We start from the raw sequence: 16,220 nt of genomic DNA on the forward strand, positions 1-16,220 counted from the left end.
ACTCAAGCAGTATCGAGCGATTGCAACGCGCTACGACAAGCGTGCGGTTAACTTTCTCGGTGCGATTCACCTCGCTGCTACGGTCATCTGGTTGAATTGATGACACGCCCTAGAGTCGGCTGATTTGAGTTTTGCTAAGCTGAGTGACACCAACCTCAGCCGCGCCAACCTAAAGTTCGCTAATTTGAGTTATGCCACTTTAACGCAGGCCAATCTGAGGGGTGCCAATCTCAACCAAGTGAATCTGAGTCAGGCGAACCTGAGCCAAGCGAACCTGGAGTATGCTGACCTGAGTTACGCTAACTTAAAACAGACTAACTTGAGCCGTGCCAACTTGAACCAGACCAAGCTGCACCAGACTGACCTGACAAACACAAGAATGCCCGATGGTAGCATTCACAAGTAATCAACATTTAAGTTGACTGAACCCATTACTTAAGCTCTGGATGCGCTGCTACAGAGGGTGGCGGAGTTACCATCTGGTTAATCGTAGAAATCATCTGGTACAAGCGCCCCAAATCCCGTTGGTTGAAGTACAAAACCAGACGAGGCAAATCCAATGTTTCATCAACTGCTTCTTGGGGTAATGCCTGAGTTTTTTCAATTCTTCCCTTCACCAAGATGTCGCTGAAATCAGCATTCAGCTGTTCAACCGCTGCATCCGATATTTCCGACTTAAGACGCAGAACAAATTTATCCTCAACATAACGGCTGGAGTGATAAACCCGGTAAAAGCGATTGATCGCTTCACAAGCGACATCTAAGTTATCTGTAATGGTATACAGGTTTGGATCGTCATGACTCACTAAACCGGGTTCGACTAAATGCTTGCGAACATAAGCATCCCAGGACGACCAGTAATCGCCGCCAGGACGGTCAATTAAGACCATCGGCACAGGACCATATCTTCCCGTCTGGCAAAGCGTCAAACACTCCAAGGCTTCATCCTGCGTGCCAAAGCCACCGGGAAAGAGAGCGATCGCATCGCTTTCTCGCAGGAAAAACAGCTTCCGGGTGAAAAAATACTTAAAAGGAATCAGCTTGGGGTCGCCTTCAATAAACGGGTTTGCTCCCTGCTCAAAAGGTAGCTGAATATTCAAACCAAACGATTTTTCAGCTCCAGCGCCTTCGTTTCCCGCCTGCATAATCCCCCCACCGGCACCCGTCATCACCATATAACCGAGCTGGGTGACACGGCGAGCAAACTCAACCGCCATGAGGTATTCGGGACTATCAGACGCAAGGCGAGCCGAACCAAAAATCGTTACTTTGCGGACGTGTCGATAAGGATAAAAAACTTGAAATGCCCGCTCCATATCTTGCATAGAAGCGCTCAAGATTTTCCAGTCCAGCCGGTCGATTTCCTCCCCAGCCAGTCGCACCAGCACTGACAGCGCCCGTTGTATCCATTTTCCGTGTTTCAGGTTCGGTAGCTGGTGAATTAGATCGGCTACGTCTGATTGCAGTGACTCAAGGGCATTAGAAGGAGGAGTGATGGTCATAATTTATGCAAGCACCAGCGGCACTCTATTCTAACGGGATTCGCCCCAGCATCGCCGCTACTGGTATCATCCTATACGATTTTCTCCCCAACCGGCTTTCAGCGCCTGTCTAACAGAAAGGTTGAAGCTTCCATTAAGGGGGCGGAACTCCTCAAAAAAACCCGTTTTCTACAAGAAAACGGGTTTTTTCAGATCGTGCATATCTTTCGTTATTTAAAACAACCTACTGAATGGTTCAAGAAGGCGAGTAAAAAAGACAAATGACAAGCAGAACTGTCAACTCAACTTAGAGAGTCTGGGTTGATAAGCAGCGATTTCCCGCAAAAATAGGTAACTATGCTGACGGTTTATCCATTCTTGCTGGGAAAAAGTTGGTTAGAGATACTTTTCCAAAGTATTTGCCAAAGTGGTTTTGGGAACCGCTCCCACCACCATATCCACCCGTTGACCGCCTTTAAAAATCATGAGCGTGGGAATGCTGCGAATCCCATACTGGCTGGCAACGTTAGGGTTTTCATCGGTATTGAGTTTGACTACTTTTACTTGACCGTCGTACTGCTGGGCAATTTCATCCACCACAGGCGCAACCATCCGGCAAGGTCCGCACCAGGGTGCCCAGAAATCTACTAGAACGGGAACTTCACTGTCAAGTACTTCTTGTTTAAACGAAGCGTCTGTAACTTGTGCGGCTGATGACATGCCTAGAAATCCTTAAGCGTAACAGTTTCTAATTTTTAGCAAATTCTACCATAGGCAAAACAGACATTTTCTGACTCAAAAGGTATACATTTAGACATAATTGACGAGTCAGTGGGTTTGACTGCTGGCTGGCTGGCGGTGATTTTAACCCCAAAAAAGGAACCGCCCGAACAGTAGTCCGGGCGGAGTGTGGTGTGAGGAGTGAACGGAAACATTCGTCTCCGCTTTCTCTATTCTAAGCGACAGCTTTAGATTTTCCAGCCCTCTAAGCAGGAGTCCGGAATTTCTTAAGGAACGCAAATGAGTCAGTGAGTTTATTTACCCATTCCCAACTGCTGTGCTTTCTGGTAGACCTTCCCTTCGGTCAGCAAAGAGGGTGCGATAACGACTTCAACTTGCTGCATCTCCTTGATATCTTTGGCTCCCAGCGTGCCCATACTGGTTCTCAAGGCTCCCAGCAGGTTATGGGTGCCATCATCCAGACCAGCGGGGCCGCGCAGGATTTGTTCGCACGTTCCCGTCGTGCCGACGCGAATGCGTGTACCACGAGGGAGAACGGGGCTAGGTGTTGCCATCCCCCAATGATACCCCCGTCCGGGTGCTTCTTTGGCTCTGGCAAACGGAGAACCAATCATCACGCCGTCAGCACCGCAGGCAAGCGACTTGCAGATATCGCCGCCAGTGATTAAACCGCCATCGGCAATCACGGGGACATAGTTGCCGGTTTCGTGGAAATAGTCATCGCGAGCGGCTGCACAGTCGGCAACCGCGGTTGCTTGGGGAATCCCTACTCCCAAAACGCCGCGAGAGGTACAAGCGGCACCGGGACCAATCCCCACCAGCACGCCAGCCGCACCCGCCTTCATTAAGTTCAGCGTCACGTCGTAGGTGACGCAGTTCCCTAAAATGACCGGGATGGGCATTTCTTGACAGAAGTGAGCCAAATCCAGGGGGGTCACTGACTCAGGCGAGAGGTGAGCGGTGGAAACCACCGTCGCTTGCACAAAGAACAAGTCTGCACCCGCTTTTGCCACCGCTGCGCCGTACTTTGTCGCTCCCGCTGGTGTGGCGCTGACGGCTGCGATGCCGCCTTGTTGCTTAATTTCTTGAATCCGTCGTTCGATTAATTCTTCCTTAACGGGTTCTGCATAGAGTTCTTGCATCAGCGCGACAAACTCTTCTTTGCCCACAGAGGCGATGCGATCTAAAATCGGCTCTGGGTTTTCATAGCGAGTTTGAATTCCTTCTAAGTTGAGGACGCCTAATGCCCCCAGTTGAGAGAGTAAAACTGCCATGCGGACATCTACTACCCCATCCATCGCACTGGCAATAATCGGTATTTCTCGCTCGATGCCGCCGATGCGCCAGCGGGTATCTGCCAAACTGGGGTCTAGTGTCCGATTTCCAGGCACTAGCGCGATTTCATCGATGCCATAAGCTCGGCGAGCTGTCTTACCCCGCCCAATTTGAATGTCCACTCTTAACTTCCCGTTCCCAAGACTATTTAAGTTAGAGTATCAAATTCAATGAGGAATTTGTTCTGGGCGGAGGGTCAAGTTAGGTTGGGCGAGCGCGATCACAGCTAGACAAACGAAATCCGACGAGAGCGGGCTGTGGGAGCGATCGCATCTTTGAGCAAGGATTAAAGGAAGTAGGGGCGAGCGCATCCTTGGCTCAGGTTCAGTTGCAGCGGGGCGTGATCGCATCAGATTTTTTGCAAATGTTTGAAAATTCTTTCCCTTAGCTCAGGATTCTCACACTCAATAGAAATTCCTGCCATAGAATCCCAGGCTATTATCAGTAAATTGTCCTCAATCTTGAGGTCAATATAGATTTGATCGAGTCCAACTAATTCGTCAGTTTTTATAGCGGAAAAAGTTGCCACAATAGTTGCTTCTATTTTAGCAAGGCAGGAAACGTTTTCATCTTCATCGACGACTATTATAATTACATCATCAGACCTTATGTAATGTGTAACTTGTCTAACCTTCATAGTATTTAATTTTATTCTAAACCAAATTTTTTATTGTATTCGGCATTTGTTTTTGTGGCACTTTCGATGATTTTTTCCCAAGTTTTATTTTGTACGGTTCGGAAATAGTCGATAGTTGGACCCAACTCGTCACCATACAGTTGAAGGTTTCGCCTGTAAATTTCTTCTCGTTCTTTAGGGGGTGTTAGCTTTTTATATTTTACCCCTATTTCTCGCCGTCGCCTATGTACCTCAATAGCTATTTCTTCGTTAGTTCTGCCAGCCGCCTGAAGTTCTTCTACTATCGATGATAGAGCCTGCACTTCCCCTACGTAAGCGGATCGAAGCTGCCTAAGTTCTGATTCATCAGGCTCTTGGCTATTGGAAGAGTCATTAGTCATGATGGTATTCTTTGATTCCAGCATAAGTTTAGTTAGTAGCGATGACTAAGAGAGCGCCATGGTCATTGAAATTGGGGCTATAGAAAGAAAACCCGGACGGTATGCGGGTTAGGAAGATGAGGGTGCGAGCACGTTATTGAGCATTCCAAATAAGAAATTGATCGCAGGCTCTTGTTAGGTAGTCATAGGTAATTTACTTTTTCGTTATTTTCTCTTTGCCTCACTCTCGGTTTGGTGGGGCAATTTATTTTATTATCTGCACACATTTCCTTGGCATGGGTAAAATTAGATCACTTCTTCATTAATTTTGTAATTTCTTTGGGATCACTGCAAATAAAGTCGGTTTTGGTTACAATCTTCATGTTTTAGGAGACTGTAAAAAGAGAGAATAATTGCTGTATCCAGTAATATTGGTAGAGTCTTCACACTCTAGAAAATAAGTAAACGTTGAAAAAAACAACCATAAAACCGTAGATTTTAGGTCAACAAGTGTTAAAAAAAGCGAAATTTTAGAAGAGGTTAAATCAACGAAAATGTTGCAAGATTTGGGGAACAGTTGACTGCATCACCTCAAAATTTTTCACTAATGGCTGAAATAATTTCAGCCACTGATGATTCTAAAAAAATATTCACTTTCCTGAAGATAAGTCAATATCTACAATACGACTGTCAAAAAGTCTGACTAATATTGCCTAAAAGTAAGGGGATTGTCGGAATTAATTAATAGCAAAGATTTTTATTTACTACGGGTGAAGTGGTTAGCACTCAAAAGGTTTTACAAAGTTTTAACGTGGCGGTTGATGAATTATTGGCTTGAGGTGATGGAACGCGATCGCGCTCACGCGAAGCGAGGCGTTAGCCTAGCGCTGACTTGTCAGTTCGCGCTTTTGTGGAGAGATGCGAACTGACAAGTCAGCGCTTCGCGATCGCATTCTCAAAAAAGCGCTCAGCACCGATTATTTTGTTCAAAGTTCACATCGTTAATGCGCCGCAGTATTTTGTCATCCTTACTCAGTACCCGCATTTGGCAGCTATGATTAGCTCCTGGTGATATTAGGACAAAAACACCGTTAGCGGCTTCGTCGCGCAGAATCTTCCCGTTATCAAAGGTTATTTCGACAGCAGCAACTTTTGGCGAGAGTAGCTTACCGTAAGTGAGGGCGTAAGTCTCACCTTTATTATTCGAGTAGTTGCTGCTTCCATACCACACCAGCTCCTCTGGCGGTAACTGTGGGCGAGCCGTAAAGAATTCAGCGCTGTCATTACCAATCTGTTCCCAGCCCCTTCCTTTACTGACAAGCACGCTGTAACCAAGTATCTGTGGCGGCGCTTGCTTGCGATCTCTACTGGGGCAGATGGCGCTATAGAGTACCACTACACCCTGCGACCATTGGCGGGTACCCAGCACGCGAAACTCCTGAGCTTGGGTTGTGGGAGAGGGACAGAGGTTGTTTTGGCGTACAACTTGTTCTGGGGTGGCTGCCACACGTTCAGAACTACAGCTAGAGGCGAAAAGCGCCAGCAACCCTATTAGGGGGAGGATTAACCGTCTCATTGTCGTGTGGCTGGATTCGCCTGAGTAAGAATTCCATTCAAACTTGGCTCAGCCGTGAGTGAGTGGCATCTTCCCAAAGTAGGGTGGCTATGCCAATACTTCTCAGACAAGAAGACCTAAACGCCTTCCCAATTACGGAAAAGAGACGCGATATACCGCGTCTCTACAGGAGAGGGGTTGGAAAGAGGGTTTAACTGGTTTGCATACCGTCTTGGTTGTTATTTTGGCTTGGCTTTTCTACTGAGGAAATCATAGCGGTAAGGGCTTCTGGCGGGATACTGCCATTGTTGCTACGAACCAGATTACTAACTTGACCAATTAATGAGCCTAATTTGCCATCTTCAAGCAAGGTGTTAATTAAGGCTAAACCGCTGGTGGATAGTAACATTTTGTTGATGTCACCGGCACCGTTGCCGTTGCTGCCATTTGCGCCGGGGAAGGAGTAAATTCGGGCATCGCCGATCACTCCTGGTTGAGGTGCCAGTGCCTTAACAATTTCTGGTAGTTTATCGGCTAGATCGGGCCAAATTGTGGTGATAATCTTGGCAGTGAGGTTAGCGTCGCTAATTGTATTTTGGGCAGAAATTTGGGCTTGAATCCCTTCAGCTTCGGCTAAAGCTTTGTCGCGGTTGGCATCGGCTAGGGTGCGAATTGCTTCGGCTTCTAGTTCCGCTGCTTGTTGGGCGATTTCTGCTTGTCGTCTGCGTCGGAACGCATCAATTTCGACAACGTTGCGATCGCTAATACTCTTTTCTTGGGCTTCTCGTTCGGCAGCAATAATTGAAAGCTGTTTGTCCCGTTCGGCTTTCTCAACTGCACTTGCCGTTGTCACAGATGATTCTGCTCTGGCTTGTTGTGCCTCGGCGACAAAGCTTTCCCGTTTTTTGTTGGCGACTGCGATCGCTACCTCTTCTTGGGCAATTCTTGACAGTTTTTCAGACTCCGCTACCTGCACTTGCGCTTGCAGTTTCGAGGATTCTACTGTCTGTAGACGAATAATTTCCGCCATTTCTGCTTCTTGTTTTTGCAGTGTTTGCGCCACCTTGAATTGTTTATTGCGTTCCTCTAGGGAAATATCTGCCTCAATTTGGCTTTGTTGTACTGCCAGTTTTTTGTTGATTTCTTCCTCTTGAATGATGCGTTGACGGGTTATTTCCGCAACTTCTGCTTCTTGTTTTTGCAGTGCTTGCGCCACCTTGAGCTGTTTGTTGCGTTCCTCTAGGGAAATATCTGCCTCAATTTGGCTTTGCTGTACTCCCAATTTCTTGCGAATTTCTTCTTCTTCAACGGATTTAAGCTGCAAAATCTTGGTACGCTGTACTGTTGCTGCTTCTCTGTCTCTGGATTCTTGGATTTCCCGCTGTTTCTGAGCTTTGAGTGCTTCTACTTGTAACTGTTGCTCTTGTTTGGCGTTTTCTTTCTCTTGTTCAATTTGGAGCGATCGCTTTTGGGCATCCAGTTCTTTCTGCTCAATGGTAACTTGAGTGGTTAATTCAACTTCTCGTTTTTGTTGAATCGAGCGTTGAATTGTTTCAGTCCGCAGTCGCACGCCTTGAGCATCGAAGAAGTTATTCGTATCGTAGGTATCGCTTTCTTCTATTTCTGAAATTGCAATATTGTTTAGCGTCAAACCTACTTTCTTCAAATCTTGCTGAACTAAATTTAATACAGCATCAGCAAACCCAATCTTGTCTGAATCAATTTCGGCTAGACTCTTATTTTTTGCTGCTGCCCGAATCGCATCGTCCGCCCGTTTTTCTAGGGCATCTTTAATATCTTCCGGCGTAATTTTTCCTGCTCTAGACAGCCTAGCCGCCGCTGTTAAAACATCTTGTTCGTCGGCATTAATGCAGACATAGAATGTTACCCGCATATTTGCCCGGAGGTAATCTTGGGTACGAACAGCCAGCTTCCCGGTGCGCTCAACATCAATGGAAATTTCCCGCAAAGGGACGCGGGTTAGCTGATGGAATCCAGGTAATACAACGCAACCGCCATAAAGAATGACGGATTTACTTTTAATGAAAACGCCGCCTGTTCTCACAAAAGCTTCGTTGTTGGGTGTAACAACATAAACTCGCGTATATGCCCAAATGCTAAATAGCAGTAATAAAACCAAAGCCCCAATAATTCCTGGGAAGACAATCCCACTTCCCAGTTGGGCAATCGTTGGTTGTATCGGGGCAGGCAGGGTTTGAGCGATTAAAGTAGACTCATTTTTGGGTAAATTTGCCTCGGTTTGCCATTGTTGCTCCGAGAGTTCAGATGTGGTAGCAATTGGTAATGATTGGATGAAGGTAAGCCAAAATAGCATAATTTTGAAGAAATTGATTGTTTGCTGTTAGTTTCTCTAGCAATTGGAAGTTTCGGCTATACAGATGAAACCTATCTACCTAGGCAAGTTGAAATTCTAAATTCAGGGTTAGCGTAAGCGCATAGATAGACTTTGCTTGAATCGCGGTGAATCCTATTCTTTATAGATTTCTTACTTGATTTTGGATGCATTTTCTAGCCAATGCTCTTGATCGGGACTATCTTTGGCGACGACTAAATAGTGGTGTTCCAAACGTTCAATGACTAAGACTTTTTCATTGCGACGCGGGAGAACCGTTGCCCAATCAGGCAAAGTAGCGCTGATGGTGACAAGATTTCGCGCTGAATCGATGACATCTACCTGACCAATTTTGCCTCTGTGTTTATGGGGAATAAAAGCAGAACTTACCGTACCGAAACAACCAATTAAGCGATCGCTACTGGCATCTTCCCCAAAGGCGGCAAAGATTTTTCCCAGGGGTCGAGCAATCAACCCCCCTAGAAACAAGCTAATCGCCATTGAACTTAGTAGCACCACTCCCCCTAACCCAAAAAAACGGTAGGGGATGCCACCTGTGAGGCTACCAAACCAAACATTCAGCATCCAGCCGATGACACCCCAGAGGCTAAAGTCAGTTCCTAATAATAGGATTAGCGGCGCTTTGCCAATGCCCAACCATCCCAAAATTTCCAAGGAGTTAAAGCTACCATCCGTGTCGGTGTCTACGTCTATAACATCTACGTCGGTATCTATGTCAGCGTCTATGTCGGCATCTACGTCGGAGTCTCCTCCACCGGAAACAATCACCAATAGGAATAAAAGGACTCCCATCCCTAGAAACATCCAGTAGGGTAGGTTGGCTGAATTAAACAGCATGAATGCCTAGTGTCCTTAATTGAGTTAGAAATTCCATCGTTTCAAGACTTACGCAAGAAAGTCCTTAATAGAGAAGTTCGTCTTTGCGCTTCATCGATTAATTAAACTGACTGCACTTAGATCATCTCAGAGCGTTATTGGCGATTCAGCTCACTCTTTGGCTCACTCTTTGGCTCAGTTGTTGGCTCAGTTTGCCTGAAGTTGAAACTCTTGGTTTCATCAAATGTAGGTAATCCCTCGCCTCGATCAAACGGCTTTCTTAAACCTGCACATCGCGTGAACTGAGATAAAACATCACTAGCCTAGCCGCCATTCCTGAAAAACCGAAAAAAAGATAACTTTTTTTAATTTGTATTCTCTATAAAGAGAATTTTGGAGTTAAGTTTAAGTGATTTTATAAATAACATCCCCCTAAAGGCAGAGTTTAAGAGCAATAAACTTCACTAAAGGGATAGAGGTAAGCAGCTAAAGCCTGTTTTAGGTTGAAGCAATTATCTTCATCAGGAACGCAAATGTCTGCATCTACCAACAAGTCAGCACTGGCTTGCTATTTCACAGTGATGCAAATGCCGATGAGGCAGCGCGACTTGCAAGCACTCACTGAAATATTTGATGATTTTGACACAGAGGAGCTGATGCACTTGGAAGCGATCGCTCCCTTAGAGTCAGCCGGAGTTCTGGAACCTTGGGAGGAAACCGGGTGGGAGACACTTACCGAAAGCCAGTATGAGATGGAAGGTGCCTTTGCGTAAAGAAAGCGGTGCTGGCGGATGTTTGTTCTCGTGCGGTCAGTTAATCAGAGCTTAAAATTAATATAGATAAGCACTTGAATATTTAGATATAGCTTTTAAGCTTTGATTCAATCTGAGACCTTAGAATTACTCGAATGGCCCCGCCTGTGTCAGCATTTGTCTACCTTTGCTGCCACTAAGTTGGGCGCGATCGCTGCCAATCATCTGCAAATCCCAGCGACTCAGCCAGAGAGCCTGCAACTGATCGCCCAAACTCAGGAAATTTACCAGTTGGAGAATCGTCTTTCTCCAGGGTTGAGTTTTGAAGGAATTCAGGACATCGGAGATTCTCTGGAGCGGGCGGAACTTCAGGGAATTTTAGCAGGGGAAGAGTTGCTAGCGATCGCGACCACCTTAGTTGGAGTTAGGCGTCTGCGGCGCATTATTGACGATCAAGAAGATGTGCCAGTGCTGAAAGAGCTGGTTGCCGATATCCGCACCTATCCAGAATTAGAGCAGGAAATTAACCACTGTATCGATGAGCGGGGAGACGTAGCTGATAGGGCGAGTGCCAAATTGGGCGGGATTCGCATCCAACTGCGGCAGCTACGCGGTCGCATTTATCAGATATTGCAGGGGATCTTGCAGCGCCAAGCCAATGCAGTCCAGGAACAGACGATCAAACAGCGGGGCGATCGCTTCGTGATCCCCGTCAAAGCACCGCAAAAAGACGCCATTCCCGGCATCGTCCACGACACTTCCGGTAGCGGCGCGACGCTATTTATCGAACCGAACGCGATCGTGCAATTGGGAAATCAATTGCGGCAGTTGCGGCGTCAAGAACAAGTCGAAGAAGAAGCCATCCGCCAAGCGTTGACGGTACAAGTGGCAGCCGTAAAACCAGATTTAGAGCAGTTGTTGGCAGTGGCGACGACTTTGGATTTGGCAGCTGCTAGGGCACGATACAGCTATTGGTTAGAAGCGAATCCTCCCAGATTTATCGAACGCACCCCGCCAGAAAAGCCGGGGAACCCGGAAGAGGCGTCGGAAGAATCCCCAGCCGAAAATCGAAAATCGAAAATCGAAAATTCCATCACCCTGCGCCAGTTGCGCCATCCTTTATTGGTTTGGCAACAGCGACACGAAAACGGGGGTGCCGTCGTGCCCGTAGATTTACTGGTTCAGCCGGAGATTCGGGTCGTAACGATTACCGGGCCGAATACTGGCGGCAAAACCGTCACCCTAAAAACTTTAGGATTAGCCGCACTAATGGCAAAGGTAGGGTTATTTGTCCCGGCGCGGGAGCCGGTAGAATTGCCTTGGTTTGATTTGGTGCTGGCGGATATTGGCGACGAACAATCTTTAGAGCAGAGTTTATCGACTTTTTCCGGGCATATTCGTCGCATCAGCCGAATTACCGAGGGAATGACCCCAAATTCCCTTGTTTTGCTAGATGAAGTGGGAGCGGGAACCGATCCGGCAGAAGGAAGTGCTTTAGCGATCGCGCTTTTACAATATCTGGCAGACCATGCCAATCTCAGCATTGCAACCACTCACTTCGGCGAACTCAAAGCGCTCAAATATGAAGACGAACGCTTTGAAAATGCCTCGGTAGAATTTGACGATCGAACCCTCAGCCCCACTTATCGCCTGTTGTGGGGAATTCCGGGACGTTCTAACGCCCTGACGATTGCGCGACGCTTGGGATTGAAGGGGGAAATTGTCGAACAAGCGCAAACTTATGTGGGTGGCGCTTCAGAAGACATCAACCAAGTGATTGCTGGACTGGAAGCCCAACGGCGCAATCAAGAAACTAAAGCCCAAGAAGCCAGTCAGTTGTTGCAGCAAGCAGAGCGTTTTTATCAGGAGGTGTCGAGAAAAGCCGCCGCTTTGCAGGAACGGGAACAGCAGCTCAAACTGTCCCAGGAACGCGCTGTGCAGGAAGCCCTGATTCAAGCCAAAGGAGAAATCGCCCAAGTCATTCGGCGGTTACAGCAAGGTCCAGCTACCGCTCAAGATGCCCAAAGTGCAACCAACGCCTTGAATGAAATTGCCGAACGTCATCTGTTGCCCTCGCCGCCCCCCAAACCCAAGCCGGGATTTAAACCAAAAACAGGCGATCGCGTCCGGATTCCCCGCTTAGGACAAACCGCCGAAGTGCTGAGCAATCCAGACGCAGAGGGTCAGATGAGCGTGCGATTTGGATTAATGAAAATGACCGTCTCCCTCGAAGATATCGAATCTTTGGACGGTCAAAAACCCGATCCCATCGCCAAAGCAAAACCGGCGGCGACTCCAAAAGAGCCACCCGCACCTCCCAAACCGCAACCCACAATTCGCACCTCTAAAAATACCGTCGATATTCGGGGGAGTCGAGTGCCGGATGCCGAGATGGCATTAGAGAAAGCGATCGCCCAAGCGATGGATGCAGGCTGTTTGTGGATTATCCACGGCAAGGGAACCGGAAGGCTGCGAGATGGGGTCCACGAATTCTTGAAACAGCATCCTCTCATTGAGCGTTTTGAATTAGCTGGCACTCCAGAAGGTGGCACGGGGGTCACAATCGCCTATATTAAGTAGCGAATTACTAATGGCGAATTGTTTAAAAACAGTCAGCCATTCGCCATGAGCGACGACAGGAAACTTACTCAAAACCGCGATAGTCTGGTTTCAAGACTCGTAACGGCGAAGTTATTACCAGTTGCGTCACCTAAGCTAAAAATATGCCCTCCATCGTGAAGACACCAACGACGCCAACCCCCCGCTGGGAGGATTTACCCCTTGCTTCCGCGCCAGATCCCGTACAGTTGGACAATATCAAAGCCCAACTGGATTTAATTTTATTGGCGCTCGAAGCATTGGCAGGCATCGGTTCCGACGCGATACTCCAAGCCGCAGCTCAATTGAATTTAGAGTCAATGGTGGCAGATCGGGTGGCTTTGTGGCGATTGCGCCAGTCTAACCCCATGCGGAAGAGTTCGGGAGGGCGGAAGAAGTTAGATGTGGAGGAAGCGCGATCGCTTGTTTTAATCGTCTGTCACCTTGCCGGACAGCAGCAAGAGCTAATCCGACGTGCCGTTGCCTTGCTCGAACAGCTAGCCGAGCAAAACCGGGAACCCCACGAAGCTTCTTTACTAGGAGATTATCTTGATGCCTTCAGCAACACTTACCAGGAACGCATGGAGGAAGAAGACAATGTATCGTCCGACGCTTTGAGCCACTTGGCCTTGAAACTTCTGATCGATCTCCTGTTCTACAGTAGCCCCAATGGTCATCGGCGTCTCTGGTTAGCACTTTTGGATCGCGCCCGCTAGCAATTCACACTTAGCAATTAGCAATCCTCTGAATTAGCAAAATGGTTTTGCGACGCTTTACACCCCCCACCTGCACGTTGGAAATCCAGGCGAAAGATTCGCCCCTGTCTCGCTGGGCAGGACAACCCGTGCTGAAGCATCTACGATTTGAGCTAAGCTTTGACGATCCGCGACAGCCAGAAGATCGACGAGTGACGATCCGCGGAAATCGCGCTCAATTAGAAAGCCTTTGCGAAGCCGTTAGCGTTTACGTGCAGGACTTCCTTCAGCAATCCCCGCGATCGCAGCCGGTGGCGCATCAAATGCCCGTAGGCGAGCCGATGATGGCTGCTGCTGCCCCCGCCCAAGCGGCAACCATTCTTTCGCCGCCTGAATCCCCCACTCCTCAAACCTTTGTCCCTTATATACAACCGAGGGGACTTTTGTCCCACGACCTATTTTTGGGGCATTTGGCGACGGAAGAAACGGGACCTGTCGTAACGCTGAGTGCGCTGCAACTGTTCGACTTAGCTACGGCTTTGGATGAATACAATGCTGAATTGGTGGCGTTGCCTCCCCTCAAACGCACCCAGTGGTTGAAAAATCCGCCCATCTGGACCCGGACGGCAGCCATCTTTCTGTTAGGGGTGGGGATAACAGCAGCCACGCTGAAGCTAATGCAGCCTAGTCCCACTATCATCTCCTCTGCACCGGCACCCACACCATTACCCACTACCCCGGCACCAGTGCCCGGTACCGAGGTGTTGCCGGTTCCAATAACGCCGACTCCAACGACGGGAGTGCCGACGCCTCCTCCTTTGTCTTCCCCATCGCCGACGCCGACGGGGTCTCCTTCGTCAATTTTGTTATCTCCGGCTCCTGTGACCACGCCGACACCCTTCAGTGCCAAAAGCCCAGGGGTCGTCGTTGTTCCTCGGAATCCCCCTGGAAATTCCAACCCCGTTTTCAGCAATCTGCCCCCGATTCAACAACGTTCTGCCCCAGAGGGAAGAGCCATTTTCCAGCCCCCTCCTCCCAGTAACTTCCCGCCCATCCCCAAACCCCCGGCTGAACAGCCAAAGCAGGCGATTCGCAATAATCTCCCGTTTGAGCCGCTCCCCAGTAGCGGTGGGGTGAGTGCGCCCCGAATCGGGCAATCAGCTCCTGCGCCTGGTTCCATCGCCTCAAGTTCTGAGGGTGCAAACCAGTCTGCATCCCCCAATGCCCCCGGCATTCCTGCCGCGCCTCCCCCGCTTCCCAATCTGCCGTCGCTTGCCAGCCTTCCTGCGGAAAGCTCGGCTGCAAATAACAGCGATCTGAGTCCGGGTGCGACTCGCGGCAGCGTTGCCCCACCGGCAGCGAAACGCGGCAGCGAATCTGGAAGCGATCGCGCCCAGAATGACCGGCTATTTGACACGATTCCTCAAGTCGCACAAGTGCGGGACTATTTCCAACAGCAATGGAAACCGCCCGCCGAGCTGACACAGCCGCTGCAATACTATCTCCGGCTGAATCCGGATGGCTCCATCGAACGCATTCGCCCCTTAGGAGAACTGTCAGTCAAGTATATTGACCGTACCGGGATGCCAGTACCAGGGAAACCGTTTGTTTCTCCCATCGAAGGCGAGCGCAACGCCCACATCCGGGTAGTTCTTAGCCCTGATGGCAAAGTGGAAACGTTTCAGGAACCTTAAACAGGTTGTCGAACGAGAAAAATACAATTCTTGAGAAACCGGGTTTTAAAAAACCCGGTTTTTTTGTTTTCTAGCAAATTAATCTAGCAGTTCTCGATGAGAGGCAGTAGGGTTTGACCCCACCCCTGCCCCTCCCTGTTCACGGGTAGCAGGATGGTTTCATACAAGGAGAGAAAAAACACGGTGGAGTTGGTTGGCTAGAGTGCGTTGTGCCTGTGGAATCGTTCGGAAACCGAGATATCTGGCAATCGTGATGAAAAAGGTGTGTAAAATCGCCCAGTTAACCGGAGCATTGCCACCACGTCGGGGTGGAAAATCTTCCGAGAAAGTCACGTCTTTCACCCAATGCAGTCGGTTTTCAATTCCCCAATGTCCGACGGTGTCGGCAAGCAAGTGTTGGGCAGATAAAGACTGGCTACAAATATAGAACTGACGCTCGTGAAATGGCTGACCATCACGTTTGCCCTCTCGTTCAATAACGACAAAGGTTTTAATTCCAGTCCATGTTTGCTGTAGTTGTTGGGGAACGGCGAAAACCTTGCACTCGCGTTGCACTTGTCGAGAATGAATATCTTCTACAGTTGTAGCACTACTGAGTGGGATATCTCGTTGTGATTGGCGTTGAGCCATTTTATATAGGGTGGGTTGATTGTCTTTTAATCCAATCAGGTAGTCAATGCCACTGTTGATAATTAGCGATACTGTTTTTTTTGGCAGTGTAAAGCATCAAGAGTGAAAATCACCTGTTGACCACAAAATTCAGAGATTAATTGCTGTACGATAGCCACCTCACTCATGTGCTTATTTGACATCGGTTGCGTTCTCAGAACAATGCCCCGTTGGTGACTGTAAACCGATACTGTACTGATAAAGTTTTGATAAGACTCGGTGTAATCTGTAACCGTGCAGCGAATGCTTTTCCCATCAATTGCCAGCCGTTCTCCAGGCATCGGTGGAACAAAAGCGGCTGCCCAAGTAAAGAATTAAGTCTGTTAAAGGCTGAAAATCTACTGTTTTGAGGACTCGTCGGAACGTTGAGTACGAGGGAAACTTGCTCGTCCTATCCAGGTCTAAAAGTTCTATCAAGCTGTGTCTGTGTACACGGGTAAAGTCTTCGAGTGGTCGGTAGCCCCAATACCCTGTCATTGCTCCCAATAATATGAGCAACAATACCAACCAGAAT

The 16,220-nt window shown here is 48.4% G+C and carries 16 protein-coding genes and 2 pseudogenes; 7 read left to right on the top strand and 11 right to left on the bottom strand.

Going from position 1 to position 16,220, the window contains the following annotated elements; translation table 11 throughout:
• Together NDA06_RS23530 and NDA06_RS23535 are read left to right on the top strand one after the other, a co-directional pair.
• Positions 1-100 (top strand): annotated as a pseudogene (locus tag NDA06_RS23530) (IS5/IS1182 family transposase); the annotation flags it as partial.
• 21 nt (positions 101-121) lie between these two features.
• Positions 122-406, top strand: a pseudogene (locus NDA06_RS23535) (pentapeptide repeat-containing protein); the annotation flags it as partial.
• A 25-nt stretch (positions 407-431) separates the two neighbouring features.
• On the opposite strand, the gene NDA06_RS23540 reads toward NDA06_RS23535, so the two are convergent.
• The 5 genes from NDA06_RS23540 to NDA06_RS23560 all read right to left on the bottom strand — a co-directional run bounded on the left by NDA06_RS23540 (position 432) and on the right by NDA06_RS23560 (position 4,574).
• Complete coding sequence (locus NDA06_RS23540; protein ID WP_190412215.1) at positions 432-1,502, bottom strand: LOG family protein; 1,071 nt, start codon at positions 1,500-1,502, stop codon at positions 432-434.
• A gap of 375 nt (positions 1,503-1,877) precedes the next feature.
• Positions 1,878-2,201: a thioredoxin gene (gene trxA / locus NDA06_RS23545; protein WP_190412216.1), complete on the bottom strand. Its 324-nt coding sequence runs from the start codon at positions 2,199-2,201 to the stop codon at positions 1,878-1,880.
• Positions 2,202-2,515: 314 nt separating this feature from the next.
• Entirely contained in the window at positions 2,516-3,679 is a 1,164-nt protein-coding gene (locus NDA06_RS23550; protein ID WP_190412217.1) for a GuaB3 family IMP dehydrogenase-related protein, read from the bottom strand.
• A gap of 227 nt (positions 3,680-3,906) precedes the next feature.
• A complete protein-coding gene (locus NDA06_RS23555; protein WP_190436022.1) occupies positions 3,907-4,194 on the bottom strand; it encodes a hypothetical protein in 288 nt (95 codons plus the stop codon).
• A gap of 11 nt (positions 4,195-4,205) precedes the next feature.
• Entirely contained in the window at positions 4,206-4,574 is a 369-nt protein-coding gene (locus tag NDA06_RS23560; RefSeq protein ID WP_190436019.1) for a hypothetical protein, read from the bottom strand.
• Positions 4,575-5,281: 707 nt separating this feature from the next.
• On the opposite strand from NDA06_RS23560, the gene NDA06_RS23565 reads away from it, so the two are divergent.
• Positions 5,282-5,482, top strand: coding sequence for a hypothetical protein (locus NDA06_RS23565; protein WP_348251884.1), 201 nt, complete (start codon positions 5,282-5,284; stop codon positions 5,480-5,482).
• A gap of 38 nt (positions 5,483-5,520) precedes the next feature.
• Here NDA06_RS23565 and NDA06_RS23570 read toward each other — a convergent pair whose 3' ends face one another.
• The 3 genes from NDA06_RS23570 to NDA06_RS23580 all read right to left on the bottom strand — a co-directional run bounded on the left by NDA06_RS23570 (position 5,521) and on the right by NDA06_RS23580 (position 9,319).
• Positions 5,521-6,129, bottom strand: a complete 609-nt coding sequence (locus tag NDA06_RS23570; protein WP_190986916.1) for a hypothetical protein — start codon at positions 6,127-6,129, stop codon at positions 5,521-5,523.
• A 190-nt stretch (positions 6,130-6,319) separates the two neighbouring features.
• Complete coding sequence (locus NDA06_RS23575) at positions 6,320-8,443, bottom strand: flotillin domain-containing protein (protein WP_190986917.1); 2,124 nt, start codon at positions 8,441-8,443, stop codon at positions 6,320-6,322.
• Positions 8,444-8,614: 171 nt separating this feature from the next.
• Positions 8,615-9,319, bottom strand: coding sequence for an OB-fold-containig protein (locus tag NDA06_RS23580; RefSeq protein WP_190986918.1), 705 nt, complete (start codon positions 9,317-9,319; stop codon positions 8,615-8,617).
• Positions 9,320-9,831: 512 nt separating this feature from the next.
• Between NDA06_RS23580 and NDA06_RS23585 the strand changes: the two genes are divergently transcribed.
• The 4 genes from NDA06_RS23585 to NDA06_RS23600 all read left to right on the top strand — a co-directional run bounded on the left by NDA06_RS23585 (position 9,832) and on the right by NDA06_RS23600 (position 15,037).
• Entirely contained in the window at positions 9,832-10,071 is a 240-nt protein-coding gene (locus NDA06_RS23585; protein WP_190524838.1) for a hypothetical protein, read from the top strand.
• Between the two features lie 102 nt (positions 10,072-10,173).
• Complete coding sequence (locus NDA06_RS23590; RefSeq protein WP_190986919.1) at positions 10,174-12,630, top strand: endonuclease MutS2; 2,457 nt, start codon at positions 10,174-10,176, stop codon at positions 12,628-12,630.
• 143 nt (positions 12,631-12,773) lie between these two features.
• Positions 12,774-13,364, top strand: a complete 591-nt coding sequence (locus NDA06_RS23595; protein ID WP_190536439.1) for a DUF3038 domain-containing protein — start codon at positions 12,774-12,776, stop codon at positions 13,362-13,364.
• A 41-nt stretch (positions 13,365-13,405) separates the two neighbouring features.
• On the top strand, positions 13,406-15,037 hold the full coding sequence (locus NDA06_RS23600; protein WP_190986920.1) for a DUF4335 domain-containing protein: 1,632 nt from the start codon (positions 13,406-13,408) through the stop codon (positions 15,035-15,037).
• Positions 15,038-15,196: 159 nt separating this feature from the next.
• Here NDA06_RS23600 and NDA06_RS23605 read toward each other — a convergent pair whose 3' ends face one another.
• The 3 genes from NDA06_RS23605 to NDA06_RS23615 form a co-directional block, all read right to left on the bottom strand.
• On the bottom strand, positions 15,197-15,754 hold the full coding sequence (locus NDA06_RS23605) for an ISAs1 family transposase (protein ID WP_190536516.1): 558 nt from the start codon (positions 15,752-15,754) through the stop codon (positions 15,197-15,199).
• Positions 15,730-15,987 (bottom strand): hypothetical protein, encoded by a 258-nt coding sequence (locus NDA06_RS23610; RefSeq protein WP_190524830.1) that lies wholly within the window; start codon positions 15,985-15,987, stop codon positions 15,730-15,732. The genes NDA06_RS23605 and NDA06_RS23610 overlap by 25 nt, the downstream gene beginning before the upstream one ends.
• On the bottom strand, positions 15,962-16,220 hold a 259-nt coding region (locus NDA06_RS23615), incomplete at its 5' end, for a transposase family protein (protein WP_348251885.1). The genes NDA06_RS23615 and NDA06_RS23610, both read right to left, overlap by 26 nt.

Source organism: Trichocoleus sp. ST-U1 (assembly GCF_039961835.1).
GTDB lineage: Bacteria > Cyanobacteriota > Cyanobacteriia > Cyanobacteriales > FACHB-T130 > FACHB-T130.